Genomic DNA, 26,069 nt, shown 5'->3' with positions numbered 1-26,069 from the left:
ACGCGCCGCACCATACCATGCAGTATTGACATCCCCCGCAACCGATCCATACTAGCAAGTATGGTTACTTCCCCCACACCCGTTGCGTTCCACGACCTGCGTCTGGAAGCCGCGCACGGCACACGGCTGGCCGCCACGGCCAGCGATCACGGCCGCCGCGGCCGGGTGCTGTTCGCCCACGGTTTCGGGCAGACCCGGCATGCCTGGAACGCCACGGCCCGCGCGCTGTCTGCTGCCGGCCTGCAGACGCTGGCCTACGACGCCCGCGGTCACGGCGATTCGGACTGGAATGCCGCCGACCTGCCCTATCACGGCGAGCAGTTCGCCGACGACCTGATCGTGCTGGCCGGCGAACAGCCGCGCCCGCCGGTGCTGGTCGCCGCCTCGATGGGCGGCCTGTTCGGCCTGCTGGCCGAATCGCGCTGGCCGGGCCTGTTCTCGGCGATGGTGCTGGTGGACATCACCCCGCGCTGGGATACCGCGGGCGTGGAGCGCATCCTCGCCTTCATGACCGCCCATCCCGATGGCTTCGCCTCGCTGGCCCAGGCCGCCGACGTGATTTCCGCCTACATGCCGCACCGGCCTCGCAAATCCGAGCAGTCGCTGCGCGCGCTGCTGCGCGAGGATGGTCACGGCCGCTGGCGCTGGCACTGGGATCCGCGCCTGGTCGCCGAGCTGGCCCGCGACAGCGAGCAGCACCAGGATGCGCTGGCCGATGCCGCGCGCCAGGTGAAGTGCCCGATGCTGCTGGTCAGTGGGGGGCGCAGTGACCTGGTCACGCCGCAGACCGTGGCCGAATTCCTGGCGCTGGCCCCGCACGCGCGCCACGTGCAGTTGCCGCAGGCCACGCACATGGTCGCCGGCGACGACAACGACGCGTTTACCGCTACTGTGTTGGACTATCTGGACGTGTTGCCTGCGGTGGACGCCGCAGCTTCGTCCGTCACAAACGAGCACGTCACCGGAGCACGCTCATGAGCATCGTTCTTCCCTTCCTTGCCCTGCTGCTGGCAGGTGCATTCGCCGCCTACCACCGCATGCGGCTGGTCACCTGGACGCTGATCAGCGCCGCGCTGCTGGTCGCCTGCTGGTTCATCCCCTACGTCAACCAGACCGCCACGATCGTCGCCGCCGCCGTGCTGGCCGTGATCGCTGTACCGCTGCTGCTGCCGTTCATCCGCAAGCCGCTGCTGACCGGTCCGATGATGAAGGTGTTCCGCAAGGTACTGCCGCCGCTGTCACAGACCGAGCGCATCGCACTGGAAACCGGCTCGGTCGGTTTTGAAGGCGAGCTGTTCACCGGCGATCCGGACTGGAACATCCTGCTCAACTATCCCAAGCCGCAGTTGACCGCCGAGGAGCAGGCCTTCCTCGACGGCCCGGTGGAAGAGCTGTGCCGGATGGTCAACGACTGGGAGATCACCCACGTCCACGCCGACCTGCCGCCGGAGCTGTGGGCCTTCATCAAGAAGAACAAGTTCTTCGGCATGATCATCCCGAAGGAATACGGCGGCCTGGGCTTCTCTGCGCTGGCCCACCACAAGGTGATCCAGAAGCTGGCCTCGGTATCCTCGGTGGTCAGCTCGACCGTCGGCGTGCCGAACTCGCTGGGTCCGGGCGAACTGCTGGTGCATTACGGCACCCAGGAGCAGAAGGACCAGTACCTGCCGCGTCTGGCCGACGGTCGTGAAGTGCCCTGCTTCGGCCTGACCGGCCCGTTTGCCGGCTCCGATGCCACCTCGATTCCCGACTACGGCATCGTCTGCCGGGGCGAATGGAATGGCGAGCAGGTGCTGGGCGTCAGGCTGACGTTCGACAAGCGTTACATCACCCTGGCTCCGGTCGCATCGCTGATCGGTCTGGCCTTCCGCATGTACGACCCGGATGGCCTGATCGGCGAGACCCGCGACATCGGCATCACTCTGGGCCTGCTGCCGCGCGATACCGCCGGCGTCGAAATCGGCCGCCGCCACTTCCCGCTGAACTCGACCTTCCAGAACGGCCCGATTCGCGGCAAGGACGTGTTCATCCCGCTGACCCAGCTCATCGGCGGCGCTGCCATGGCCGGCAAGGGCTGGAACATGCTCAACGAATGCCTGGCTGTGGGCCGTTCGATCACGCTGCCGTCCACCGCCAGCGGTGGCGCCAAGGCCGGCGCTGCGGTGACCGGCGCCTACGCGCGCATCCGCAAGCAGTTCGGCCTGTCGGTCGGCCGCTTTGAAGGCGTGGAGGAAGCACTGGCCCGTATCGGCGGCAAGGCCTACAAGATCAGCGCGCTGTCGCAGGCCACGGCTGCCGCCGTCGACCGCGGCGACGTGCCATCGGTACCGTCGGCGATCGCCAAGTACCACTGCACCAGCATGAGCCGCGAGGTGATCTCGGACGTGATGGATGTCATCGGCGGCAAGGGCATCATCCTCGGCCCGCGCAACTTCGCCGGCCGCAGCTGGCAGGCTGCGCCGATCGCGATCACCGTGGAAGGCGCCAACATCATGACCCGCAGCCTGCTGATCTTCGGCCAGGGTGCGATTCTCTGCCACCCGTGGGTGCTGAAGGAGATGAAGGCTGCACAGGATCCGGATACCCGTGCCGGCCTGCAGGAATTCGACCGCAGCCTGTTCGGCCACATCCGCTACGGCATTTCCAACGCCGTGCGCTCGTTCTGGTTCGGCCTGACCGGCGCCCGCTTCGGTGCCGCCCCGGGCGATGCCTACACCCGCCGTTACTTCCGCAAGCTGGACCGCTATTCGGCCAATCTGGCGCTGATGGCCGACATCTCGATGATGACGCTCGGCGGCAAGCTGAAGTTCAAGGAATCGCTGTCCGGCCGCCTGGGCGATGTGCTGAGCCACATCTACATGACCAGCGCCATGCTCAAGCGCTACCACGATGAGGGCGCACCGCAGGCCGACCAGCCGCTGCTGGCGTGGGCCTTCCATGACAGCGTGCACAAGATCGAAGAATCGCTGTCGGCCGCCCTGCGCAACTTCCCGATCCGTCCGATCGGCTGGCTGATGTGGGCACTGATCTTCCCGCTGGGCCGCCGCGCCGAAGCACCGGGTGATCGCCTGAGCCGTCGCGTCGCCGCTCTGCTGATGGCGCCGAACGAAGCGCGCGACCGCCTGGCACAGGGTGTGTTCCTGACCCCGTGCGAGAACAACCCGGGCGGCCGCATCAACAGCTATCTGGCCAAGGCCATCATGGCCGAGCCGGTGGAGCGCAAGTTCCTGAAGGCGCTGAAGAGCAAGGGCATCGAGGCGCTGGACTTCCAGAGCCAGCTGGACGAAGCCGTGGCCGAAGGTGTGATCACCCAGGACGAGCGCACGCTGCTGGAAGAGCTGCGCACGCTGACCCTGGACACCATCACCGTGGACGACTTCGACACCCACGAACTGCGCGCGGCCAGCTACTACGACCGCCAGCACAAGGACCCGCACTCGCAGGCCGCCTGATCGCCCGCGACACGCGTTGCCTCGACGGCGGGCCTCGGCCCGCCGTCGCTTTATCCGCCCAACGGAATCCCACCATGTCCACGCCCCTGCTATCGCTCTACAACCGCCTGCAGCGCTGGCCTGCCGGCACCTGGCTGTTCTCGCGCGCGGTGTGCTTCAAGGCGCCCTACTTCGCCAGCATCGCGCCGCGCATCACCCGCCTGGAAAACGGCCGCTGCGAAGGTACGCTGGCGGACCGGCGCAGGGTGCGCAACCACATCGGCACGGTGCACGCGATCGCGATGTGCAATCTGGCCGAACTCACGGCCGGGCTGATGGTCGATGCATCACTGCCGAAGGGCATGCGCTGGATCCCCAAGGGCATGCAGGTGCAGTACCTGGCCAAGGCACGCGGCACGCTGCAGGCGGTGGCACTGCCGGCGCAGCCGATCGTGGTCGCGGCCCAGGGCTATGCGCTGCCAGTGACGGTGAGCGTGCGCGACCGTGCAGGGACCGAAGTGTTCAGCGCCGTCATCGACATGTGGATGTCGCCGGCCAAGTGAGGTTCCGGCCAACGGCGCAGCCCCTCGTGGGTTGGTCGCGGCATGCGGTTATCGGTTGGGCCGGATGGGTCGAGCCAGGCTGGGACGCCGTGAACCCATCCCTGGGGGCTTAGCCGCGCCATCCATGGCGCGGATACCCCGCCCGGCCCGACCCATCCGGCCTCTGACAGATCTGTGCGGCGTCCAACCCACGCAGAAGAAAAAAGAAGAGCAGAAGCAAAAGCAGCCCATCGGCCGCTTTTGCTGTTGGTGTTGCTGTTTGCTCTTTTTTTTCTTCTCCGTGGGCTGGACGCCCGCGGAAACTGTCAGGGGCCGGGCGGGTTGGGTTCGCGGGGGTGTCCGCGGCATGGATGCCGCGGCCAAGCCTACAGGGACGTACTTGCGGCGTCCCCCGCGAACCCAACCCGCTTGGCCAAACCCATGACACGCTCTACGCGGCCAACCCACGAGGGGCTGCGCCGTTGGCCGGAACTCACACCAGCGCGCGCAGCACCAGCGCCAGGATCGCCGGCAGCGCCTGGATCATGAAGATCCGGCGGCTCACGCTGTACGCGCCATAGCCCCCCGCCACGACCACGCAGGCCAGCGAGAACGTCACCAGCACCGGCTGTGCCATCACCAGCCCCGCCACGATGCCGGCCGCCAGGAAGCCGTTGTACAGCCCCTGGTTGGCCGCCAGCACCTGTGTGGTCTGCGCCTTCTCCGGCGTGTTGCGGAACGTTTTCAGCCCCAGTGGCCGCGTCCACAGGAACATCTCCAGCACCAGGAAGTAGACGTGCAGCAGGGCGACGAGCAGAGTCAGGGCGAGTGCGATCCAGTACATGGGCGATTCCTTGAACAGGGATGGAGAATGGGGTCAGATCCCTTTCCTGCCGGAAAAGGATCTGACCCCGGAAAATCAGCGGTCGCGGGGCAGCTTCTTCTCTTCGCGCAGCACGCCGAACGCGGCCAGCGTCATGAACGCGGCCACCGCAACGCCTCCGATGAACACCACGTGCGAACCGAACAATGCCAGTCCCTTGTGCACCCAGGTGAAGCTCAGGTCGGCACCACGATAGACCACCGTGTCGATGGCCGCACCGGCCTTGTAGCGCCATTGCCGGTCGACACGGGTATAGATCGTCTCGCGTGCCGGCTTGGCCAGGGCGAACTCGCTGGCCCGGGTCATCACCTGCACCACCGCCACCATCAGCGGCATCGGCGACGCCGCCAGCACCGAGAAGCCGATCAGGATCGCGAAGCCGGGAATCAACAGCGCCGGAGCGATGCCGTGGCGCGACAGCAGCCAGCGGGTCAGGCCCAGCTGCATCAGCAGGGCCAGCGCGTTCACCGCCAGATCGATGCGCGAGAAAAATGCGGTGCTCGCCGCAGGGTCGGTGAACGACGCGCGCACGATGCTGGCCTGCTGGTTGTACAGCAGCGTTCCCACGCCGACGCCGAACACCACCATGATGGCAAGCCAGCGCAGCAGGGGCTCGCGCGCGATCAGCTTCAGGCCATCAAGCACGCTGCCGCCCATCGGCTGCTCGCCGGAGACCAGTTGCTGCTCGCGTTCACGCAGCACCGCCCAGTGCCGCAAGCGCCAGATGCACAGCAGGCACACGATCAGGAAGCCGGCCGAGACCAGCATCAGGTTGGCGATACCCACCCGCTGCACCAGCGCACTGGTGATGATCGGGCCGAGGAACGCGCCGAGCGTGCCGGCCGCGCCGATGTAGCCGTAGTACGCACGGGCCTGCACGTTGGAGAACACATCCGCCATGAAGCTCCAGAACACGGCGACGGCGAACAGGTTGAACACCATGACCCAGAAGAAGAAGGCCATGCCCCGCCCCGGCACGCCACTGTCGAACAGTGCGTAGAAGCCCAGCAGGGTCGCGATGAAGAAGCCATACACCGCCGGCAGGAATACCCGCCGCGGAAAGCGGCTGACCAGCCAGCCATAGACCGGCTGCAGCACCAGCATGATCACGAACACGCAGGAAAACAGGAACTGCAGGACGAAATCCTTCAGTGCGATGCCGTGGCTGGCGAACCAGGCGATCAGCACCGGCGGGAACACCGTCTCCAGGTCGGCCGAAGCCGCCATCGCCTCGCGTACCGGTCGCAGCACGTAGTAGCCGCTCAGCAGGCAGAAGAAGTAGAGGAACGACCACCACAGTGCCGGGGACTCGCGCAGCGCTGCCAGCAGCCCGCGCAACGGCCTCCCGTCCTGCACCGAACTCATGCGGCGCCCCACGCCAGCAGGCAGCGGTTGGACAGCGGCATGGCAGGCTCCGGGGGGCGGCAAAGCGCGTACGTTAGCCAATGCACTGCAACATCGCCAGCGCGGCACGCAGGTGGCACCGCAGGGGACTCGCACGGGCGACCGCCGACACGTTCGGATACACAATCCGGCAGCGTCAAAATTCCAACTTTTTCAACGAGATGCGCATTCATCTTCGCTTTGTTTGTGCACAGGCGAAAAGCGGCGCTAGAATCGCCATCAGCAGTCGCGCACGGGTCCAACCGATGAAAAAGAACAGCCTGCGTCGTCCGATCCGTTCGGCGGCCACCGGTTTGCTGGGCATGCTGATGCCCGTTGCCTTGTCCACCACCGCGCAGACCCCGCCGGCCTTGCCGCCGATGCCGGCCAACATCGAGACCGCGGCCGCGCCGGCCGTCGCTCATACCCAGCCGGCCGCTTACCGTACCGACCTGATGCCGCAGGTGCAGGCACCCGCCCCCGGCTTCAACGTTGCCAACATCGAATCGATGGCGCAGCAGCTCACCTATGGCGAGCGCGTGCCGGGCATGGCGGTGGCGATCGTGCAGGGTGGACGCGTGCTGAGTGCGCGCGGTTACGGCGTCACCGACGTCAACAATCCGCTGCCGGTCGATGCCCATACCGTGTTCCGGCTGGCCTCGCTGTCCAAGGCCTTCGCCGGCACCATGGCCGGCCTGCTGGTCAATGACGGAACGCTGCGCTGGGACAGCAAGGTCACCGACTATGTGCCCGGCTTCCGCCTCAACTCGCCGGAAGCCACCGAGCGTCTGACCGTCGCCGACGTGCTCAGCCACCGCGTCGGCCTGCCCTACAACGCCTACGACCGTGACATCGAAGGCAACGCCGAGTACTACGCACTGACCCAGAAGCTGGCCAACACCAGCCTCAAGTGCCTGCCAGGCGACTGCTACGCCTACCAGAACGTGGCCTTCAGCCTGATCGGCGACGTCGTCTACGCCGCCTCCGGCAGCTTCTACGAGCAGGCGGTCGAGCGCCGCATCTTCAAGCCGCTGGGTATGAACGATGCCAGCCTCGGCCTGGCCGGCATCCAGGCCAGTTCGCGGTGGGCACGTCCGCATGTGCGCAGCCGTAATGGCTGGGTGTCGCTGACGCCGAAGCCGACCTACTACCGGGTCGCGCCGGCGGCCGGCGTCAACGCCAGTGCCAGCGACATGGCACAGTGGCTGCTGGCCCACACCGGTCATCGCCCCGACGTGCTGCCGGCACCGCTGCTGGCCACCCTGCATTCGAGCCTGATCAACACGCCGGGCGAAATGCGGTCGGGCTGGCGCCGCGAGCGTCTGCATTCGGCCGGCTACGCGCTCGGCTGGCGCACCTTCGATTACGCCGGTCATGACGTGGTGTTCCACGCCGGCGCCGTGCAGGGCTACCGTGGCCTTGTCGCTCTGGTCCCGGAGCGTGATCTCGGCATCGCGATCATGTGGAACGGCGAAAGCGGCCTGCCCAGCGGCCTGCTGCCGACCGTGCTCGACTCCGCGCTTGGCCTTCCCTCGCAACGCTGGCTGGACGTGGATACCGACTTCGGCAGCGACAACCTGATGGCCGAGGGCGCAAGCCCGGCGCAGCAGGACAAGCGCAAGGGCAAGGGTGCATCCAGCAACCGCGCGGTCGCCTCGCCGCGCTGAACCGGCACTCCCTGGCATCACCGGAAGGGCGGCCCATCGGTCGCCCTTTTTTTTGCGGGCTGCAGGCAGGGGATAAAAAAACCCCCTCCTCGCTGGGCAGCCGAGGAAGGGGTTTCAGGGTACGGCTATCGGGAAGTACTTAGATCAGCGGCGCCGGGGTTGCCGGCAGAGCGACCGGAGCGGCCTTCTTCTTGCGGGCGGCCGGCTTGCGCTTGGCGACCTTCTTCGCTGCCTTCTTCGGGGCAGCCTTCTTGGTCGCCTTCTTGGCCGCCTTCTTCGCAACCTTCTTTACGGCCTTCTTGGTCGCCTTCTTGGCGACCTTCTTGGCCGGCTTGCGGGCAGTGGTCTTCTTGGCGGCCTTCTTTGCAGTCTTCTTCGCTGCCTTCTTGGCGACCTTCTTCACTGCCTTCTTCGCGGTCTTCTTCGCCGGCTTCTTGGCTACCTTCTTTGCCGCCTTCTTCACTGCCTTCTTCGCAGTGGTCTTCTTGGCGACCTTCTTCGCAGCCTTCTTCACCGCCTTCTTGGCGGTCGCCTTCTTTGCGACCTTCTTCACTGCCTTCTTGGCAGCGGCCTTCTTAGCGACCTTCTTCACCGCCTTCTTGGCGGCGGGCTTTTTCTTCGCAGCTTTCTTGGTTGCCATGGGATGGCTCCTCGTCAGTGATAGGGAGTTGAAACGCCCAGGTGGATCAAACCCGCGGATGCTGCGTGCGGGGACCGCCGGCGCGTCAGGCGCGCCGTTACGGATGCGGCAATGCCTGCCTCGATCGGCGGAGCAGGCATCGGAACGGGAGTTGCCTTGCATTTCTCCGGGGGAAGCGGGGCCATGTCCACCGTCTTGGGGATCGCGGTGGCTTTCGAGGGGCTGCTTCGCATCGGACGATTGATTCTGCGCACTCGGTTGGGCAGGCAAGGTCTGCTGAGGCGAAACCTAATCACGCTTTTTTTTACTGTCAACAACCCCCGCGAAAAATTTTCACATTGGCGCCGTCCCGGACACCGTCTCCAGCGTCCTCGCTTCGCTTCCGCAGACACCGCTGGCGTGCGCAACACGACCGCCACGCGCGCCACTGCGTGCGCGCGCGCTCAAGAAAAAACACTTGAAATAAGCACTCTGCGTAGATGCGTGCCACTCCTGCGCCACCTCGCGCGCGCACCCGGGCTACGTATCGCAGCGGCCTGCCGCGCCACCACAACGGGGCCGCAACGAGGCAGGAAAAGTTTTCACATTCGAACGTGCCGGCGCGGGGTGGAAACGCGGATTTGCGCAAAACTGCGCGCGTCCGAAGACACCCTTCCGAAGCGTCTGATGCCGCGTCGTGGGTGTGCAGCGAACCGGGCGTCATGAGTCCGGCGCGGTCGCCGGAACGAAAACGGCCACCCGAAGGTGGCCGTTTTCAAACCAGGAAACAACGACTCAGTGGTCGTCGTTCTCCAGGACTTCGGCGTAAGCGTCCGGGTCCAGCAGCTCGTTGATCTCTTCGGCGTTGGACAGTTCGACCACGAACATCCAGCCCTCGCCGTAGGCATCTTCGTTGATGGTTTCCGGCTTGTCGGACAGCGCCGAGTTGACCTCGACGACCTTGCCGCTGATCGGGCTGTAGACGTCCGAGGCCGCCTTCACCGACTCGACGACAGCGATCTGCTCGCCGGCCTTGGCGTCGGCGCCGACCTCCGGCAGTTCGACGTAGACCAGGTCACCCAGCAGGCCCTGGGCGTGGTCGGAAATACCGACGGTAACGCGGCCATTGCCTTCGACACGGGCCCACTCGTGGGACTTGAGGAACTTGAGGTCGCCGGGGATCTCGCTCATGGGACTGCTCCAGGATTTGCAGGGGGTGGAAAAAACGGGGCTAGTGTAACCAACCAGCCGCCACTGCTGTCAGTGACGTCCGGCACGTTCGGATCAGGCGTCGGCGAGCACGCCGGGCTGGGCCTGGCCTTCGCGCACGAAGGGGAACTTGACCACGCGCACCGGCACCTGCCGGCCACGGATATCGACCGTGACCTGGCCGAGGTCACCTGCCGGCACTCGGGCAAAGGCGATGCCCTTGGCCAGCGTCGGCGAGAAGGTGCCGGACAGGATTTCGCCCTGGCCGCCGGCCGTGGTGACTACCTGACCGTGGCGCAGGACACCCTTCTCGTCCATCACCAGGCCGATCATCTGCCGCGCATTGCCGGCGGCCTTCTGCGCTTCCAGCACGTCGCGACCGATGAAGTCACGGCCTTCGTCCAGCGACACCGTCCAGGCCAGTGCGGCTTCGTACGGGCTGATGGCTTCGTCCATGTCCTGGCCGTACAGATTCATGCCGGCCTCCAGGCGCAGGGTGTCGCGGGCACCGAGGCCAGCCGGCTTCACGCCTGCAGACAGCAGGCGGTTCCAGAACCCGACCACGGCCTCCTGCGGCAGCAGGATCTCGAAACCGTCCTCACCGGTGTAACCGGTACGGGCAACGAACAGTTCGACGCCCTCATCGGACCGCACCTGCAGCGCGGCGAAGCGGCCGAGCTTGCCCAGCGCCTCGCGGTCGGCGGCGCCGACCAGACCAATGACGAGCTCGCGCGCCTGCGGCCCCTGCACCGCGAGGATGGCCAGGTCAGGACGCTGTTCAACGGACACGTTGAACGGAGCGGCCTGCGTACGCAGCCAGGCCAGATCCTTCTCGCGGGTGGAGGCGTTGACCACCATGCGGAAGAAGTCCTCGCCCAGGTAATAGACGATGAGGTCATCGATGACGCCGCCTTCGGCATTGAGCATGCACGAGTACAGCGCCTTGCCCGGCACCTTCAGCTTGTCGATGGAATTGGCCAGCAGGCGGCGCAGGAACGGCTTGACCTGCTCGCCGCGCAGGTCCACCACGGTCATGTGGCTGACGTCGAACACGCCGGCCTCGCGACGCACCAGGTGGTGCTCATCCAGCTGCGAGCCGTAGTGGATGGGCATGTCCCAACCCCCGAAATCGACCATCTTGGCGCCGAGGGCGCGGTGGGTATCGTTGAGCAGCGTCTTCTGGGTCATGACCGTTCCGGCAGCAGAGGAAACAAGAACCCCCATTATCCCAGATCGATCGCCCACGGGCGTGCCGCACCGCAGCGGTTCGCGCACGTACCGCCCGCAGGCTCAGCTGGCCGCTTCAACCACCAGCGTGCTGCCCTGCACCGCGACCACCCGCACCCGTGCCCCGGCCGGCAGTTCCGGACCGCTGACCTGCCAGTACGCATCGTCGATGCTGACCCGACCCTGCCCGTCCGTGATGCCCTGCTGCAATGGCACCACCCGACCGATCAGCTGCTCGGCGCGGCGGTTCAGCAACGGCTTGTCGCTGGCGCGTGCCCGCGACCTGCCCCAGCGCCGGTAGCACTGGATCGAAAGCACGCTCAGCACGACGAAGGCGACCACCTGCCACAGCAGCGGGATGCCGGCAAAGATCGCCACCAGCACGAACACCGCTGCAGCGCCGATGCCGATCCACAGCATGAACGCGCCGGGCAGCAGAGCCTCCGCAGCGAACAGGAGCAGGGCCAGCGCCCCCCAGGCGACGACGTCCCAGCGCATGTCAGCCTCCGATCGGCGGCGGTCGCTTGCCGGCCGCCTTGTTGTCCTGGCTGGCCAGTGCCTGCTTGGCCAGCTCGGCCACGCCGGCGATGGAGCCGATCACCCCACTGGCCTCCATCGGCATCAGCACCAGCTTCTGGTTCGGCGAGCTGGCCAGTTCCTTGAACGCTTCCACGTACTTCTGGGCGACGAAGTAGTTGATCGCCTGCACATCGCCCTCGGCGATCGCCGCCGACACCACCTTGGTCGCCATCGCTTCGGCTTCCGCCAGGCGCTCGCGTGCCTCCGCATCGCGGAACGCTGCCTCGCGCCGCCCTTCCGCCTCCAGCACCGTGGCCTGCTTCTCGCCATCGGCGCGCAGGATCTCCGACTGCCGCGAGCCTTCCGCCTCCAGGATCTGCGCACGCTTCTCGCGCTCGGCCTTCATCTGCCGCGCCATCGCGTCGAGCAGATCGCGGGGCGGCTGGATGTCGCGGATCTCGATGCGGTTCACCTTCACGCCCCACGGGTTGGTGGCATGGTCGACCACGCTGAGCAGCTGGGCATTGATCACCTCGCGCTGGCTCAGCGATTCGTCCAGGTCCATCGAGCCGATCACGGTACGGATGTTGGTCTGGACCAGAGCGATCATGGCCACTTCCAGGTTGGCCACCTCATAGGCGGCCTTGGCGGCGTCCAGCACCTGGAAGAACACCACCCCGTCGACGCGCACGGCGGCGTTGTCCTTGGTGATCACTTCCTGGCTGGGTACATCCAGCACCTGCTCCATCATGTTCACCTTGCGCCCCACGCCGTACACGATGGGGATCAGGAAGTGCAGGCCGGGGGTCATGGTGTGGGTGTAGCGGCCGAACCGCTCGACAGTCCATTCATATCCCTGCGGCACCATGCGCACGGCCTTGAACAGGATGACCACGGCCACGAAGGCCAGTACCACGGTAAAGAACATGGTCGGGAACATCAGGCTTTCCTTATCGGTAGACGTCCAACCCCGAGCATAGCGTGTGAATGCGGCGTGCACACGTTCTCACCACCGCACCCGCCCGCGCAGGATGTCGATGAACATCACCCAGTCCCCCAGGAACGAGTACAGCGGATGGCGGAACGTGGCCGGGCGGTTCTTCTCGAAGAAGAAGTGCCCCACCCAAGCGAACCCGTACCCACAGACCAATGCCGTCAACAGCAGCAGCGGCTGGCCGCGCAGGATCGCCGCAGCGACCAGCAGCAGTACGCCGCAGCTGCCGATGAAGTGCAGGCGCCGCGACACCGGATGGCGGTGCTCGCTGAGATAGAACGGATAGAAGTCACGGAAGCTGGAGAAACGGGACATGTGCGCACTCCCAACGCCACGATCCGCCCCATCATGCCCCCTTCCGGCGGGCCTGGCACTGCCGGCGGTCAGCCCGGCTGGCGCGGCCCGAACATGATCACCGCCATGCCCGCCAGGCACAGTGCAGCACCCAGCAGATCCCAGCGGCTGGGCCGGACGCCATCGACCAGCCACAGCCAGAACAGCGCGGTGCCGATGTACACGCCACCGTAAGCGGCATAGACGCGGCCACTGGCGGTCGGATGCAGGGTCAGCAGCCAGGCGAACAGGGCCAGACTGGCCGCCGCCGGCAGCAGCAGCCAGACGCTGCCTCCTTTGCGCAGCCACAGCCACGGCAGGTAGCAGCCGACGATCTCGGCCAGCGCGGTCAGCAGGAACAGGCCGAGTGTCTTCATTCCTTCTCGGCGGCCTTGGCGTGCTGCCAGAGCGCTTCCTGCGCGTCCAGGTCCAGCGAGGCGAGGGATGTGCCCTGTGCCTCGGCCTGTGCCTCCATGGCCCGGAAGCGACGCTCGAACTTGTGGTTGGCACCGCGCAGCGCGGCGCCCAGGTCGATGTCGGCGTGGCGGGCCAGGTTGGCGCAGACGAACAACAGGTCGCCCAGTTCCTCCTGCAGCCGCGCCTTGTTGCCGGCGATGTCGCCGCGCTCGAACTCCTCGCGCAGTTCCTGCAGTTCCTCGGCGGCCTTGTCCAGGACCGGCAGCGGGCCCGGCCAGTCGAAGCCCACCTTGGCCGCGCGCGACTGCAGCTTCACCGCGCGTTGCCACTCCGGCAGGCCCCGCGAGATTCCAGCCAGGGCGGAATGGTCCTGTTCGCCCTTGGCTGCCCGCTCCGCGCGCTTGATCGCATCCCAGTTGCGCATGACCCCATCGGCATCATCGACGCTGACATCGGCGAAGACATGCGGATGGCGGCGCTGCATCTTGTCGCTGATCGCGCGGGCAACCTCTGCGAAAGCGAACGCCCCCTGCTCTTCGGCCATGCGAGCATGGAATACCACCTGCAGCAGCAGGTCGCCGAGCTCGTCGCAGAGATCATCGAGGTCACCGCGATCGATCGCGTCGGCGACTTCGTAGGCTTCCTCGATGGTGTATGGGGCAATGGTCGCAAAGTCCTGCTCCAGGTCCCACGGGCAGCCGCCCTGCGGATCACGCAGGCGGGCCATGATCGCCAGCAGGCGTTCCAGTTCGGTGCTGGCGGCACTGCCGGCGGTGGGGGTGTCATGCGCGCTCATGCGGCCTCCAGGTCAGTCGGACAACCAGTCGCGCCACGGCAGGCTGGTATCGCCAAGGGCGATGAAATCGCCGTTCAACAGCGTCTCGCGGCGGTTGTAGCGGAAGGGCTTGCCGGTCGCCGCCGAGAGGACCGCGCCGCCCGCCGCGTGCAGCACGCACTGGCCGGCGGCGGTATCCCATTCGGAGGTCGGGCCGAGCCGCGGGTACACATCCAGGCCCGCCTCGGCAATGCGGCAGAACTTCAGCGACGAGCCCTGGGCGATGGTCTCGATGCGGCCCATGCGCGCCAGCAGCGCTTCGGTTTCCGGCGAGCGGTGGGAGCGGCTTGCCGCCACCCGCAGCGGAGCGGTCGCCGGGCTGCGCGTGCGCAGCACGGTGTCGTGCAGTCCCTGCCGGCGGTACGCCAGTTCGCCGCGCATGGCGTGCCACAGAATGCCGGTGACCGGCGCCAGCACGACGCCAAACGCCGGGGCACCCTGGTAGATCAGGGCGATGTTGACGCTGAATTCGCCGTTGCGCTTGACGAACTCGCGGGTACCGTCAAGCGGATCGACCAGCCAGTAGGCGCCCCAATGGCGGCGCAGTTCCCAGGGCACCTGGGCCGACTCTTCAGACAGGATGGGCAGATCCGGGGTCAGTTGCCGCAGACCCTGCTCAATGACCTGGTTGGCGGCCAGGTCAGCGGCGGTCACCGGACTGTTGTCGTCCTTGATCCGCACGTCGAATCCTTCGGCGTAGACCTGCATGATGGCCTGGCCGGCTTCCTGCGCGATGGCGATCGCGGTCTCGCGCAGATCCGTGGTCAGCTTGATCATCGGGCTCCCTGCAGCCACTGGCGGGCGATGAACAACGCCGCCAGCGAGCGGCCCTCGGAAAAGTCCTCGCGCAGCATCAACCGGTCCAGCTCGGACAGCTTCCAGGGCACCACCTCCAGCTCCTCGGGCTCGTCACCGATCAGCTTTTCCGGATACAGGTCGCGCGCCACCACCAGCCACGACTGGTGGCTCATGTACGTCGGCGCCAGCGTCATGGCGCGCAGCACATCGACCCGATGCGCGCCATAGCCGGCCTCTTCCTTCAGTTCGCGATCGGCGGCCTGCTCGGGGGTCTCGCCGGCATCGATCCGGCCCTTGACCAGGCCAAGCTCGTACCGATGTACCCCGGCCGCGTATTCACGCACCAGCAGCACCGTCTCGTCGTCGAGCATGGGCACCACCACCACCGCACCGTGGCCACGACTGACCAGGCGCTCGAAGCGGCGGCGTTCACCATTGGAGAATTCCAGATCCAGATGCTGGCGCTGGAAGGGACCGTTCTCTTCATCGGTGATCCGATGGATGATCGGCAGGCGACGGCTGGCACGGTCATCGTTCATGCGGAATCTCCGCGGCGGCCGACGCGGGCGCCGGGGCCGATAGAATGTGCAGGCAGCAACATGTTCATGAGCCCGAAATGCTAGCAGACCCAACCCCCTCCCCGCTGGCCCTGCACTGGCGGCAACGCGACCTGCAGGTGCTGTGGCATCCGTGCACACAGATGCGCGAGCATCCCGACACCCTGCCGCTGGTGCCGATCGCGCGCGGCGAGGGTGCGTGGCTGATCGACCATGACGGCAACCGCTATCTGGATGCCGTCAGCAGCTGGTGGACGAATCTGTTCGGCCACGCCGAGCCCCGCATCGGCGCCGCCATCGCGGCCCAGGCCGGCCAGCTGGAACAGGTGATGCTGGCCGGCTTCAGCCATGAGCCGGCGATCACCCTGGCCGAACGCCTGCTGGCACTGGCCCCGCGGCAGGCCGGGCGCGATCCGCTGGCCAAGGTGTTCTACGCCGACAACGGCTCGGCCGGGGTGGAAGTGGCACTGAAAATGGCCTTCCATTACTTCCATAACCGCGGCGAGACCCGGCGTACGCGTTTCATCGCGCTGGAAAACGGCTACCACGGTGAAACGCTCGGTGCGCTGGCGCTGGGCGACATCCCACTGTACCGGCGGGTGTACGCGCCGTTGCTGGCCGAAGGGCTGTTCGCACCCTCGCCCGACGCCTACCTGGCCGAGCCAGGGCAGAGCGCCGCCGAGCGTGCGCGCCAGGCCGCCGATGGCCTGGCGACGCTGTTCGACCAGCACCCCGGTGAAGTATGCGCGGTGATCCTGGAACCCCGCCTGCAGTGCGCCGGTGGCATGCGCATGCATGATCCGGTGTACCTGCAGCGCGTGCGTGAGCTGTGCGACGCGCACGGTGCGTTCATGATCGCCGACGAGATCGCCACCGGCTTCGGTCGCACCGGTACGATGTTCGCCTGCGAACAGGCCGGGGTGATGCCGGACCTGATGTGCCTGTCCAAGGGCCTGACCGGCGGGTTCCTGCCGCTGGCCGCGGTCCTGGCCACGCAGGCCCTGTACGACGCCTTTCTCGACGACTCCCGCGAGCGTGCGTTCCTGCACTCGCACAGCTATACCGGCAATCCGCTGGCGTGCGCTGCGGCGCTGGCGACGCTGGACATCTTCGGCAGCGACGATCTGATCGCGCGCAACCGCGGCACCGCATCGGTGATGGGCACCCTCGCGGCACCGTTTGCCGACCACCCGCATGTGGCCGATGTGCGCCAGGCCGGCATGGTGGTGGCATTCGAACTGTCACGCGGCGGCGACAGGCGCACGCCCTTCGACCCCGGACTGCGGCTCGGCCTGCACGCGTACAAGGCAGCACTGAAGCGCGGCGTGGTCCTTCGCCCGCTGGGCGATGTGCTGTACTGGATGCCACCGTACTGCGTGGACGACAAACAACTGGATCTGCTGGCGCATACCACGCTGGCCGCCATCGACGAGGCGATTGCATGCGCGTGACCCGCTGTCCCATCGACCTGCCGCTGCACAGCGGCCAGACCGTGACCCTGCCCGAGGAGACCGCCAACCACCTGGTGCGGGTGATGCGCCTGCGCGAAGGCGATGGCTGCGTCCTGTTCAACGGCGATGGCCATGACTACGCTGCGACGCTGACCGTGGTCGGCAAGCGCGAAGTGCAGGCACGCATCGACAGCGTGCAGGCCATCGACATCGAATCGCCGCTGGCCATCACCCTGATGCAGGGCATCGCGCGCGGCGAAAAGATGGACCTGATCCTGCAGAAGGCCACCGAACTCGGCGTCAGCAGCATCCTGCCGGTGAACGCGGAACGTACCGAGGTGAAGCTGGACGCGGCCCGTGCGGAAAAGCGCGTGGCGCACTGGAACAACGTCGTGCAGTCGGCCTGTGGCCAGTCCGGGCGCGCGTGCATTCCACGGGTGGGTGCCCCGCTGTCGCTGGCGCAGGCGACCGCTGCGCTGCCCGCCGATACGCTGCGGTTGACCCTGGACCCGATGGGTTCGCACCGGCTGTCGACATTGGCAGCGGCGCCCGCGGGCGGCATCGTGATCGCGATTGGTCCGGAGGGCGGCTGGTCGCCACGCGACCGCGAGCAGCTGGCCGCCGCCGGCTTCCAGGGCCTGCAGCTGGGCCCGCGCATCCTGCGCACGGAAACCGCCGGGCTGGCCGCGATCGCCGCGTTGCAGGCGCGGCTGGGTGATCTCGGTTAGGTCCACCGACAACCTGCACGCCAACGGCAGCGCCGGGCCATGCCCGGCGGCCTGTGTCCGGGGGCGGCCTCAGGCCGCCAGTGAAGCCAGCGCGCTTTCCAGTGCGTCCAGATTCGGCAGCAGCGCGCTCTGCTCACCCAGCAGTACGCGCATGTGCACGATCTGCGGCAGGGTCTCCTCCGACGCATCGGCCAGCAGGCCATCGCGCGGCACCGAGATCAACTGCGGGAAGTTCTGGGTCAGCAACGCGTAATACGGCCGCTGCTGATCGCCGCTGAGCGCCTTCAGTACCACCACCTTGTTGTGGACACCGGCTGCCTCGTCCCCCAGCCCCGAAAGCCGTGCGAATGACACCAGCGGCACCTGCCAGCCATGCCAGGCGATCTCGCCGACCAGCCAGCGGGGGGCGTCGGCCACCGGCTGCACCGGCACCCGCGACATCATTTCAGCCACCGTGGCATTGGGCAGCAGCACGCGTTCGTTGCCGGCCTGGATCAGGACACCACGGATTTCATCGTTGCTGGCGTAACTCATGGAGCCTCTCCGTTGTGGTCACCCTCGCCCCAGCGCGCGGCGATGATCTGCGCCAGTTCCTGCGGTTCGCCAGCGGCCATGCCGGCGGCCACCACGGCGGTGGCGGCGGCCGGGTCGTAGCATCCCTCCCCCACCTGTCCGGCCACCCACGCGCCGGCGGCAGCCAGGTCCAGCGCCGGCCCGACATGGCCCAGATCGGCACCGCTGAGCAGTACCAGTGCGGTGTACTGGGCCGGCAACGCGGCAATCGAGATGCCCTGCGCGTCGGTCAGGAAATGCAGACCGTCGCTGGCCGCGCGGACGCCGATGTCATCGGCCAGCACATGCACCTGCCCGGGCGTGGCGCGCTGGCCGGCTTCGGCCAGCTGCACCGGCAGCGGCGAGACACGCGCCATCTGCTTGACGAGATTGCCGTAGCGGCCCCCATCCAGGCGCATGTGCACCAGCACCGGCACCGCCAATGCCGAAGGCAGCGCGCCCAGCAGGCGACGCAACGCATCAGGGCCACCGATCCCGGCCAGCACCAGCAGCGCGCCCGCGCGTGCGCCGGGCGGGGCGGCCGCATCCAGGTCGACCAGGCTCAGGTGGTCGGTATCGAACGACGATGAGCGCGCCTCGACCTCCGCTGCGGCGTACGCCGGGGTGGCGGCATCGGCCGACTCGTCCACCAGCGACCACGCGGTGTGATCGAACGCCACCGACGGTGCCGCGGGGGGTTCCATCCGTGCGACCGGCGCTTCCGGCGGTTCGGGCACGATCGGCTGCAGCGCGGCCAGAGCGTGTTCGAACGCGACCGGTTCATGCAGCTGCGCCGGCGGTGCGTACAGGCCATCGGCTGGCACGTCGTCGGCCCAGCGGTGTGCCTGTTGCAGGTGCGTCTGCAGCGCCGCCTCCTGCGGTGCAGGTGGCGGCGCAGGACGACCGGGCTCCAGCTGCAGGGCCGGTTCGTCCTCGGCGCCCGGCGGCAGCACCTGCTGGTGTCCATGCAGCTTGGCGGCCAGGTGACGCCCCCAGCGCTGCGCCTCCCAGCCGTTCCGGCGCGCGGCCAGCTCGGCTTCGTCGAACACCAGGGTCAGGCCGGGGGCCAACAGCACGGGCTCCAGGCGTTCCAGTGCGTCCTCGACCGCCGCTTCCAGTGCGATCACCACGAACTGCGGCCGCGCGTCATGCAGCGCCTGCGGTTCAAGGCCATTCGGGTCGTCTTCCAGCACGATCTGCACGTCGGCGTGCGCCAGTGCTTCGCGCAGGCGCTCACGCGCCGCGCCAGGCCGGGCCAGCAGGGCGACGGCCGGGTTGGCTTCACTCTCGGACACGGGCGATCCCCAGCAGGTCGTACACGTTACGCATCAGGTCCAGCTCCTGATAAGGCTTGCCCAGGTAGCGCTGGACGCCGATCTCGAAAGCGCGCTGCCGGTGCTTGTCGCCGCTGCGCGAGGTGATCATCACGATCGGAACGTCCCTGTAACGCGGGTCGGCGCGCATCGCGGTGGCCAGCTCGTAGCCGTCCATGCGCGGCATCTCGATATCCAGCAGCATCAGGTCGGGAACACGCTCCTCCAGCCGCTCCAGCGCCTCCACGCCATCGCGGGCGACGCTGACCTCGAAGTTGTGGCGCTCCAGGATGCGGCCGGTGACCTTGCGCATGGTCAGCGAGTCGTCGACCACCATCACCAGCGGCACCTGCCGTTCCTGACGCGGCGCATTGACCAGCACCGGCGGTGTCGGGTTGGCCAGGTAACGACGCACCAGCGGCGCCACGTCCAGGATCACCACCACGCGGCCATCGCCGGTGATGGTGGCACCGTAGATGCCCGGCACTGATGCGATCTGCAGGCCGACCGGCTTGACCACGATTTCGCGGTTGCCCAGCACCTGGTCGATCGCCACGGCAGCTCGCAGGTCGCCGGCGCGGACCAGCAGCAGCGGCACCTGCGCTTGGCCCTCGGCACGTGCCGGTGCCTGGCCGACCAGGCTGCCCAGGTCGTACAGCGGATAGTCTTCGCCGCTGTAGCGATAGCTGCTGTCGGCGGCCTCGAAGCGCTCGCGCGAGAGGCGGCCAATACCGCTGACCGAAGCCACCGGCACGGCAAAGGTGGTTTCGCCGATCTGCACGAACACGGCCTGGGTAACGGCCAGCGTCTGCGGCAGGCGCAGGGTGAAACGCACGCCCTGGCCACGCACCGACTGGATATCGACCGAACCACCCAGCTGGCGCACTTCATTGCGCACCACATCCATGCCCACGCCGCGGCCTGCCAGCTGGCTGACCTGGTCGGCGGTGGAGAAGCCCGATGCGAAGATCAGGTTGTCCAGTTCATGATCGGCAGGCTGCGCGTCGGCGGCCAGCAGGCCACGGTCGATCGCGCGGCGACGGATCGCCTCCCGATCCAGGCCGGCGCCGTCATCGGCCACGTCCAGCACGATTTCCGAGCCTTCGCGATGCAGGCGGATGGCAATCTCGCCCTCTTCCGGCTTGCCGGCGGCACGGCGCTGCTCCGGCGCCTCCAGGCCATGGGCCACCGAGTTGCGCAGCATGTGCTCCAGCGGCGCGACCATGCGGTCGAGGACGTTGCGGTCCAGTTCGCCATGGGTGCCTTCCAGGGTCAGATGGACCTGCTTGCCGGTGTCGATGCCGGCCTGGCGCACCACGCGGCGCAGACGCGGCACCAGGCCGTCGAACGGCACCATCCGTGCACGCATCAGGCCATCCTGCAGTTCCGAACTGACGCGCGACTGCTGCTGCAGCAGGGCATCGTACTGCCGCGAGAGATCGTCCAGCACGCCCTGCAGGCCGCCCAGGTCGGCGGCGGACTCGTTCAGCGCACGGCTGAGCTGCTGCAGGGTGGAGAAGCGGTCCAGTTCCAGCGGATCGAACTTCTGGTCGGCCTGGTCCTGCTCACGCTGGTAGCGGGCAACGATCTGCGCTTCGGTCTCCAGGTCGAGGCGACGCAGCTGGTCGCGCAGACGCGCGTTGGTACGTTCGAGCTCGCCCATCGCGCCGCGGAAGGCACCGAGCTGCTGCTCCAGGCGCGACCGGTAGATCGCCACCTCACCTGCGTGATTGACCAGGCGGTCGAGCAGATCCGCGCGCACGCGCACCTGCTCCTGCTGGGGACGTGCCAGCGGATCGTCCTCGACCGTGCTTTCGACCGGCAACGGCGCGGACAGCGGTGCATCGACCAGGGCAACGTTCGCGGGTACGACGGTGGTTTCAGTCTCCACCGGGCCAGCCGTGCCGACGGCGGCAGCCGCTGCCGGATCGGTGGCGGTACGTGCCTCGAAAGCATCGACCAGGTCCTGCGCCGGTTCCACCACACGATGCTCGCCGGTACGGGTCAGCAGCTGGTGCAGGCGATCGAAACCGCGCTCGAGCAGCTGCACGTCGCGGCGCTCGATCTCGGTGCGCCCCGCCGCGACCACCTCCAGCAGCGATTCGATGCTGTGGCCGAGGTCGCCGATGGCGTTGATGCCGGCCATGCGTGCGCCGCCCTTCAGCGTATGCAGGTCACGCTGCAGGCCGGCAAGCACTTCGCGGTCCTGCGGCGCATCGCGCAGCTCGCTGATCAGGCCATCGCAGTGATCAAGCAGGTCCTTGCCTTCTTCGACGAAGATGTCGACCAGCTCGCGGTCATACACGGTGAAGTCAAGCAGATCGGCAGGCTCCTCGCCCACGCTGCCTTCCGGTTCCGGTTCCGGTTCCGGTTCCGGTTCCGGCATCGGCTCGATCGGCTCGTGTGCCGGCACGTCATCTTCGGCAACCGGACCCTCGACCGGCGTGGAACCGCCCGGTCCGGCAGCGCCGCTGCCCTGGCCCGGCGCGTCTTCCATCTCGAAGAACGGCGACGGCGGCGCGGCTGCCGGCTGCGGATCGACCGCAGGCTCTGCAAGGGACTCCCCGGCATTCACCGTCGCCGGGGACGGCGGGTCGGCGCTCTCTCCTTCACCGACCGCCGTCTCCCCGCCGACGTCCGCATCCTCGGCAAAGGCATCCGCCTCGCCCGGCGCGAGTTCGCTGGCCTGCAGGCCGAGCACGGACCACTGCCCGTCGTCGGCCGGAGTCTGCTCTTCGTCGATCACATGCAGGCCGGCTTCGAGCGCAGCTTCCAATGTGACCGGTTCCGCAAAACCCGGCGCAGCCATGTCATCCTGCAGGCTCGACAGCGTGCTGTCGAGTGGCAGTGCAGCAGCGTCATCACTCGCATCGAACCCTTCCACGTCATCCCACGACGTATTCAGGTCGATCGTTTCGGTGAACGCAGCGGCGTCCGCCGCCTCATCCGCATCACGGTCGTCGACCGGCAGCGCGCTGGCGTCCAGGTACGGCGACAGGTCGTCCGCGCCTGTCAGCGCGGCGTCTTCGGCCAGCGCGGGGGGCGCATCGGCGACCGCCGATGACACTTCCGCTGCGGATTCATCGGCAGCGAGCGCGACCGGCGGCAGCGTGGCTGCGGCCTCCTGTCCGGTACCGCCCAGCGACGGCCAGCCGGCGTCGAAGTAGCGCGAAAGGTCATCACTGGCCGTGAGCTCGGCCACGTCCAGTCCGTCCTTCGCCGGATCGGCTGCGGGCACGTCATGGGTGTCAGCAGGTGCACTGTCGATCCCGGCGTTGATTTCGGCGTCGATGTCGCTCTGCGCATCGGCAGGAAGCTGCGCGTCCACCTCGTGCGCAGGCTCTCCATCGGTCGCGAGCGCCTCTTCGTCATCCAGCCCCACCAGCGGCCAGCGCGCTTCCGGCAGTTCGCCGGCCAGGGCCTGCAGGCGCTGTACCAGCGCAGGCTGAGGCGCAATGCGCGGCTGCTCCGCCTGCAGTGCTTCCATGGTCGCGGTAATGGCCTGCGCGGTCGCGTCGAGCGCAGCAACGCCCTCGTCGCCCGGCACCACATCGGCAGCCAGGGCCCGCTTGATATAGGATTCGGCGCCGCCCGTGACCGCCGTGATCTCCGGCACCTCGGTCATCGCGAAGGCGCCATTCATGGTGTGCACGGCGCGCAGCAGCGCATCGCTCACCGGCTGTGGTGCCTGCTGCGCCGAGCGCAGCCACGCCTGCAGGGTTGCCTGGTGGACCTCCACCTCGGCTTCGAGTATCTCGCGCAGCACGCTGTCGATATTGGCCGGAGTGCCCTCGACCGCGGTCGCGTTCCCGGCGTCGGCTGTCATCGCCGCTTCCGCTTCGAGAATGCGGCTGATCTCGTCCTCGCCTTCTTCCGCCGCCGGCGCCACCGGTGCGGGCGCCGCAGCCGGCAGCGGCACGTAGAACGTCTCTTCGCCGGCACCCACGCGATCAGCAACGGCCTGCATCGCCTGCAGATCGACACTGATGCGCTGGCCATGACGCAGTGCGTCGCTCAGCTGCGGCAAGGCGGCATGCGCGTGATCAACCATCGCCAGCACGGCCGGCGTGGCCGGACGGCTGCCGTCAAGCACACGGTTGAGCATGCCTTCGATCTTCCAAGCGAACTCGCCCAGCGTCCGCGCACCGACCAGGCGGCCGCTGCCCTTGAGGGTGTGGAAGATGCGGCGGATCGGCCGCAGCCGGTCCAGATTGTCCGGCTGCGCGTGCCATGCCGGCAGCAGCGTTCCGAGGTTGGCACGCTCGTCGTCGAACTCTTCCAGGAACACCTCGCGGATGTCCTCGTCGATGTTCTCCGCATCATCGTCGAAGCCGGCATCGAAGCCCGCTTCGGACGCAGCCGTGATCGCGACCGGCGCGTCGGCGGCCGATGGCATCGCCCGCGGGTTGAAGTCCTCCGCGGCGGCGCTCAGTTCAGCGAAGAACCGGGCATCGGCCTCGCTGAAATCGATCGGTGCGATGGTGTCGATCTCGATCAGGGCCACCGCCGGTGCTGCATCTGCGGCAGGCGATGCGTCCGCGGCGAGCGTGATCGGATCCGTTGGCTCCGCATCAACGCTGTCCAGCACCGGATGCAGGTCTGCGTCGTCTTCCAGCACCAGCGTTTCCATCGCATGCAAGGACAGCACGTCGTCGGCGTTGTCCAGTGCATCGGCGTCGAAACGGAATACGACTTCATCAGCCGCCACATCCGCGGCGCCATGCTCGGCGGCCACCGGATCGAATACCGGCGCCGACGTAATGTCCGGTGTACCGGCGGACGCGAACGCCACCGTGTCGTCGCCGGACACCGACGGTGCATCCGCCATGTCGTCCACCTGGGACAGCGTCCACTGCGGCACCTCGGCCGGTACCGGATCGATCGTTTCGTCGCTGGCCAAGGCCGGCGCATGTGCATCATCCGCGTACCCGGCACCGACCTCCACAGCAGCCAGGTCCCATTGCGGCACGGCCGGGGCCGGTGCACTGGACGCGGCGAACACCAGCGAGCTACCGGCATCGGGCGTCGTCCCGGGTACCGCGACCGGTACCGACAACCCACCGAACATCAGCCCGTTGTCGGTCACTGGCGGTGCCAGCGGCGGATCGAAGACGAAGTCCGGCAGGGCGGCAGCCACACTGCCGGCGGCGGGCGCGGCCGTGCTCACATCGATGTCGACGTGGCCGGGCTGCAATGGCATCACCTGCAGGTCTACCGCCTCGCGCTCGACCGCTTGCACGCCCTGCGGCGCCTCGTCGATCGCGGCGCGCTCCGGCAGCGGCCAGTAGCGCAGCGCTTCCAGGCTGCTGCGGGTGATCTCCAGAATGTCCTCACGGCCCGGACGACGATCACGCAGGGCTTCGAGGTAGTACTCCAGGCTGGCCATGGCGTCGGCGAGCGTATCCAGCTGGCGCCCGCTGGGCACACGCTGGCGACCGATCAGCTCGGCGTCGATGTACTGCTGCACGCCGCGCAGGTAGTCGGCGGCAGTCCCCAGGTCGAGCATCCGCAGTGCACCGGCGACGTCGCCGAGCAGGCGCGGCACGTCCTGCAGTTCCGCGTGGTTCCAGCTGGTTTCGATGAACGCGACAAAGTGCTCGCGGGCCGCAGCGAAATTGGCGATGGCCTCGTGTGCCAGCACCTCGACGGTACGGCGGTTTTCCACGGCGGCAGGGTCATCCTCGCCGCTGCCATCCGCACCCAGATGGGCAACCTGGTCATCCAGCGACGCATCGACGTAGAGCAGCGCGCCGGCGATGTCCAGCAACAGGTTCTCGTCGATCTGCTGGCGGCCCTCGACCACGCCGCGCAGCGCGTCGCGCTGCTGCACGACCACGCCGCGGGCCACGCCCAGGCCCATCATGCCCAGCGTATCGGCCACGGCCCCCAGTTCGTCGGCCTGCGTCTGCAGCTGTTCTGCCGCACCGCCGGTGCGCAGATGCAGGTCCAGCGCATCCTTGATGCGCAGCAGCTCTTCCTTCACCGCGCTGCCGACCGTATCGAGCAGTTCGCGGTTGCGCCCGCTCAGGCTGCCGCGCGCATGGTCGAGCTCGGCTTCGGTGGCGGTGACGCTGTCGGGAGCGAACGCGAACAGGACACTTTCGTTGATGCCGGCCGCACCGCGCGCGGCGCGGATGTCATTGAGCAGCGGCAGCAGCACGATCGGAATGTCGCGGTGGCCGTTCTGCAGGCGCTCCAGATAGTCGGGCAGCAACACGCTGCCGCGCATCAGCGTGGCGCAGGCCTCGTCGCGATCAGACGCCTGGCCGCTGCCGATCGCATGGGCGAGCTGCTCCAGCTCCTCGGCCACCATTGCCGGGGCGTACAGTTCGACCATGCGCAGGGTGCCCTGCACCTGGTGCAGGTGGCCGGCGCAGATGCGCATGCGGCTGGCATCGGACGGATCCTCGGCGTAGTACTCGACCTCGTTGCGCACCTGGCGCAGGGTCTCGTCCAGCTCGGGCTTGACCCAACCCAGCGCTGCGTGGCTCATCGCATCGCGCAGAGTGCTCATTGACAGGCTCCGGTCGCCGCCGCGCGAAGGCCGCGCTGGATCTGGCGTGGGGAATGGAAATGCTTCATCGACGGGTTCCTTGCTCTTCGCCCTGCCC

20 protein-coding genes and 2 pseudogenes are annotated in these 26,069 nt (G+C 67.6%); 6 read left to right on the top strand and 16 right to left on the bottom strand.

The window, feature by feature from the left end; all coding sequences use genetic code 11:
* The first annotated feature begins 60 nt into the window (after positions 1 to 60).
* From ACVOJ1_RS13045 to ACVOJ1_RS13035, 3 genes are all read left to right on the top strand, one after another.
* Positions 61 to 978: an alpha/beta fold hydrolase gene (locus tag ACVOJ1_RS13045; RefSeq protein WP_065174796.1), complete on the top strand. Its 918-nt coding sequence runs from the start codon at positions 61 to 63 to the stop codon at positions 976 to 978.
* The gene (locus ACVOJ1_RS13040) at positions 975 to 3,452 is read left to right on the top strand and encodes an acyl-CoA dehydrogenase (RefSeq protein WP_065174795.1); all 2,478 of its coding nucleotides are present in this window, start codon (positions 975 to 977) and stop codon (positions 3,450 to 3,452) included. The genes ACVOJ1_RS13045 and ACVOJ1_RS13040 overlap by 4 nt, the downstream gene beginning before the upstream one ends.
* Positions 3,453 to 3,526: 74 nt before the next feature.
* The gene (locus ACVOJ1_RS13035) at positions 3,527 to 3,994 is read left to right on the top strand and encodes a hotdog fold domain-containing protein (protein ID WP_065182618.1); all 468 of its coding nucleotides are present in this window, start codon (positions 3,527 to 3,529) and stop codon (positions 3,992 to 3,994) included.
* A 472-nt stretch (positions 3,995 to 4,466) separates the two neighbouring features.
* On the opposite strand, the gene ACVOJ1_RS13030 is transcribed toward ACVOJ1_RS13035, so the two are convergent.
* A complete protein-coding gene (locus ACVOJ1_RS13030; RefSeq protein ID WP_346480520.1) occupies positions 4,467 to 4,817 on the bottom strand; it encodes a DUF1304 domain-containing protein in 351 nt (116 codons plus the stop codon).
* 75 nt (positions 4,818 to 4,892) lie between these two features.
* Positions 4,893 to 6,221, bottom strand: coding sequence for an NTP/NDP exchange transporter (locus ACVOJ1_RS13025; protein ID WP_053520263.1), 1,329 nt, complete (start codon positions 6,219 to 6,221; stop codon positions 4,893 to 4,895).
* Between the two features lie 284 nt (positions 6,222 to 6,505).
* Between ACVOJ1_RS13025 and ACVOJ1_RS13020 the strand changes: the two genes are divergently transcribed.
* The gene (locus ACVOJ1_RS13020; RefSeq protein WP_346480519.1) at positions 6,506 to 7,906 is read left to right on the top strand and encodes a serine hydrolase domain-containing protein; all 1,401 of its coding nucleotides are present in this window, start codon (positions 6,506 to 6,508) and stop codon (positions 7,904 to 7,906) included.
* Between the two features lie 139 nt (positions 7,907 to 8,045).
* On the opposite strand, the gene ACVOJ1_RS13015 is transcribed toward ACVOJ1_RS13020, so the two are convergent.
* The 10 genes from ACVOJ1_RS13015 to nudE all read right to left on the bottom strand — a co-directional run bounded on the left by ACVOJ1_RS13015 (position 8,046) and on the right by nudE (position 15,396).
* Entirely contained in the window at positions 8,046 to 8,546 is a 501-nt protein-coding gene (locus ACVOJ1_RS13015) for a histone (protein ID WP_065174792.1), read from the bottom strand.
* Between the two features lie 774 nt (positions 8,547 to 9,320).
* Entirely contained in the window at positions 9,321 to 9,716 is a 396-nt protein-coding gene (gene gcvH, locus ACVOJ1_RS13010) for a glycine cleavage system protein GcvH (RefSeq protein ID WP_053520260.1), read from the bottom strand.
* Between the two features lie 93 nt (positions 9,717 to 9,809).
* Positions 9,810 to 10,922 carry a glycine cleavage system aminomethyltransferase GcvT gene (gene gcvT, locus ACVOJ1_RS13005; protein WP_053520259.1) on the bottom strand — a complete coding sequence of 371 codons (1,113 nt, stop codon included), beginning with the start codon at positions 10,920 to 10,922 and terminating at the stop codon, positions 9,810 to 9,812.
* Between the two features lie 102 nt (positions 10,923 to 11,024).
* Positions 11,025 to 11,459 carry an NfeD family protein gene (locus ACVOJ1_RS13000; protein WP_053520258.1) on the bottom strand — a complete coding sequence of 145 codons (435 nt, stop codon included), beginning with the start codon at positions 11,457 to 11,459 and terminating at the stop codon, positions 11,025 to 11,027.
* 1 nt (position 11,460) lies between these two features.
* Positions 11,461 to 12,420, bottom strand: coding sequence for an SPFH domain-containing protein (locus ACVOJ1_RS12995; RefSeq protein ID WP_053520257.1), 960 nt, complete (start codon positions 12,418 to 12,420; stop codon positions 11,461 to 11,463).
* Between the two features lie 66 nt (positions 12,421 to 12,486).
* Positions 12,487 to 12,789, bottom strand: coding sequence for an Mpo1-like protein (locus tag ACVOJ1_RS12990; RefSeq protein ID WP_053520256.1), 303 nt, complete (start codon positions 12,787 to 12,789; stop codon positions 12,487 to 12,489).
* A gap of 68 nt (positions 12,790 to 12,857) precedes the next feature.
* On the bottom strand, positions 12,858 to 13,184 hold the full coding sequence (locus tag ACVOJ1_RS12985; RefSeq protein ID WP_065182615.1) for a YnfA family protein: 327 nt from the start codon (positions 13,182 to 13,184) through the stop codon (positions 12,858 to 12,860).
* Positions 13,181 to 14,020, bottom strand: a complete 840-nt coding sequence (mazG, locus tag ACVOJ1_RS12980) for a nucleoside triphosphate pyrophosphohydrolase (protein ID WP_053520254.1) — start codon at positions 14,018 to 14,020, stop codon at positions 13,181 to 13,183. Before mazG ends, ACVOJ1_RS12985 begins: the two co-directional genes overlap by 4 nt.
* A 12-nt stretch (positions 14,021 to 14,032) precedes the next feature.
* On the bottom strand, positions 14,033 to 14,836 hold the full coding sequence (gene cysQ, locus ACVOJ1_RS12975) for a 3'(2'),5'-bisphosphate nucleotidase CysQ (RefSeq protein ID WP_053520253.1): 804 nt from the start codon (positions 14,834 to 14,836) through the stop codon (positions 14,033 to 14,035).
* Complete coding sequence (gene nudE, locus ACVOJ1_RS12970) at positions 14,833 to 15,396, bottom strand: ADP compounds hydrolase NudE (RefSeq protein ID WP_053520252.1); 564 nt, start codon at positions 15,394 to 15,396, stop codon at positions 14,833 to 14,835. The genes cysQ and nudE overlap by 4 nt, the downstream gene beginning before the upstream one ends.
* A gap of 77 nt (positions 15,397 to 15,473) precedes the next feature.
* Here nudE and bioA point away from each other — a divergent pair, with 77 nt between their 5' ends.
* Together bioA and ACVOJ1_RS12960 are read left to right on the top strand one after the other, a co-directional pair.
* Positions 15,474 to 16,865: an adenosylmethionine--8-amino-7-oxononanoate transaminase gene (bioA, locus tag ACVOJ1_RS12965; protein ID WP_346480518.1), complete on the top strand. Its 1,392-nt coding sequence runs from the start codon at positions 15,474 to 15,476 to the stop codon at positions 16,863 to 16,865.
* Positions 16,856 to 17,593, top strand: coding sequence for a 16S rRNA (uracil(1498)-N(3))-methyltransferase (locus ACVOJ1_RS12960; RefSeq protein ID WP_197601054.1), 738 nt, complete (start codon positions 16,856 to 16,858; stop codon positions 17,591 to 17,593). The genes bioA and ACVOJ1_RS12960 overlap by 10 nt, the downstream gene beginning before the upstream one ends.
* Positions 17,594 to 17,662: 69 nt before the next feature.
* On the opposite strand, the gene ACVOJ1_RS12955 is transcribed toward ACVOJ1_RS12960, so the two are convergent.
* The 4 genes and pseudogenes from ACVOJ1_RS12955 to ACVOJ1_RS12940 form a co-directional block, all read right to left on the bottom strand.
* The gene (locus tag ACVOJ1_RS12955) at positions 17,663 to 18,127 is read right to left on the bottom strand and encodes a chemotaxis protein CheW (RefSeq protein ID WP_053518915.1); all 465 of its coding nucleotides are present in this window, start codon (positions 18,125 to 18,127) and stop codon (positions 17,663 to 17,665) included.
* Positions 18,124 to 19,440 carry a chemotaxis protein CheB gene (locus ACVOJ1_RS12950; protein ID WP_346480517.1) on the bottom strand — a complete coding sequence of 439 codons (1,317 nt, stop codon included), beginning with the start codon at positions 19,438 to 19,440 and terminating at the stop codon, positions 18,124 to 18,126. The genes ACVOJ1_RS12955 and ACVOJ1_RS12950 overlap by 4 nt, the downstream gene beginning before the upstream one ends.
* Positions 19,427 to 21,802 (bottom strand): annotated as a pseudogene (locus ACVOJ1_RS12945) (response regulator); the annotation flags it as partial. The pseudogene ACVOJ1_RS12945 and the gene ACVOJ1_RS12950, both read right to left, overlap by 14 nt.
* A gap of 132 nt (positions 21,803 to 21,934) precedes the next feature.
* Positions 21,935 to 25,972, bottom strand: a pseudogene (locus tag ACVOJ1_RS12940) (Hpt domain-containing protein); the annotation flags it as partial.
* Between the last annotated feature and the right edge of the window lie 97 nt (positions 25,973 to 26,069).

This window comes from Stenotrophomonas sp. STEN225 (genome assembly GCF_056756445.1).
Note: the sequence above shows the minus strand (reverse complement) of the source record. Positions and strands in the feature narration are given on the sequence as shown.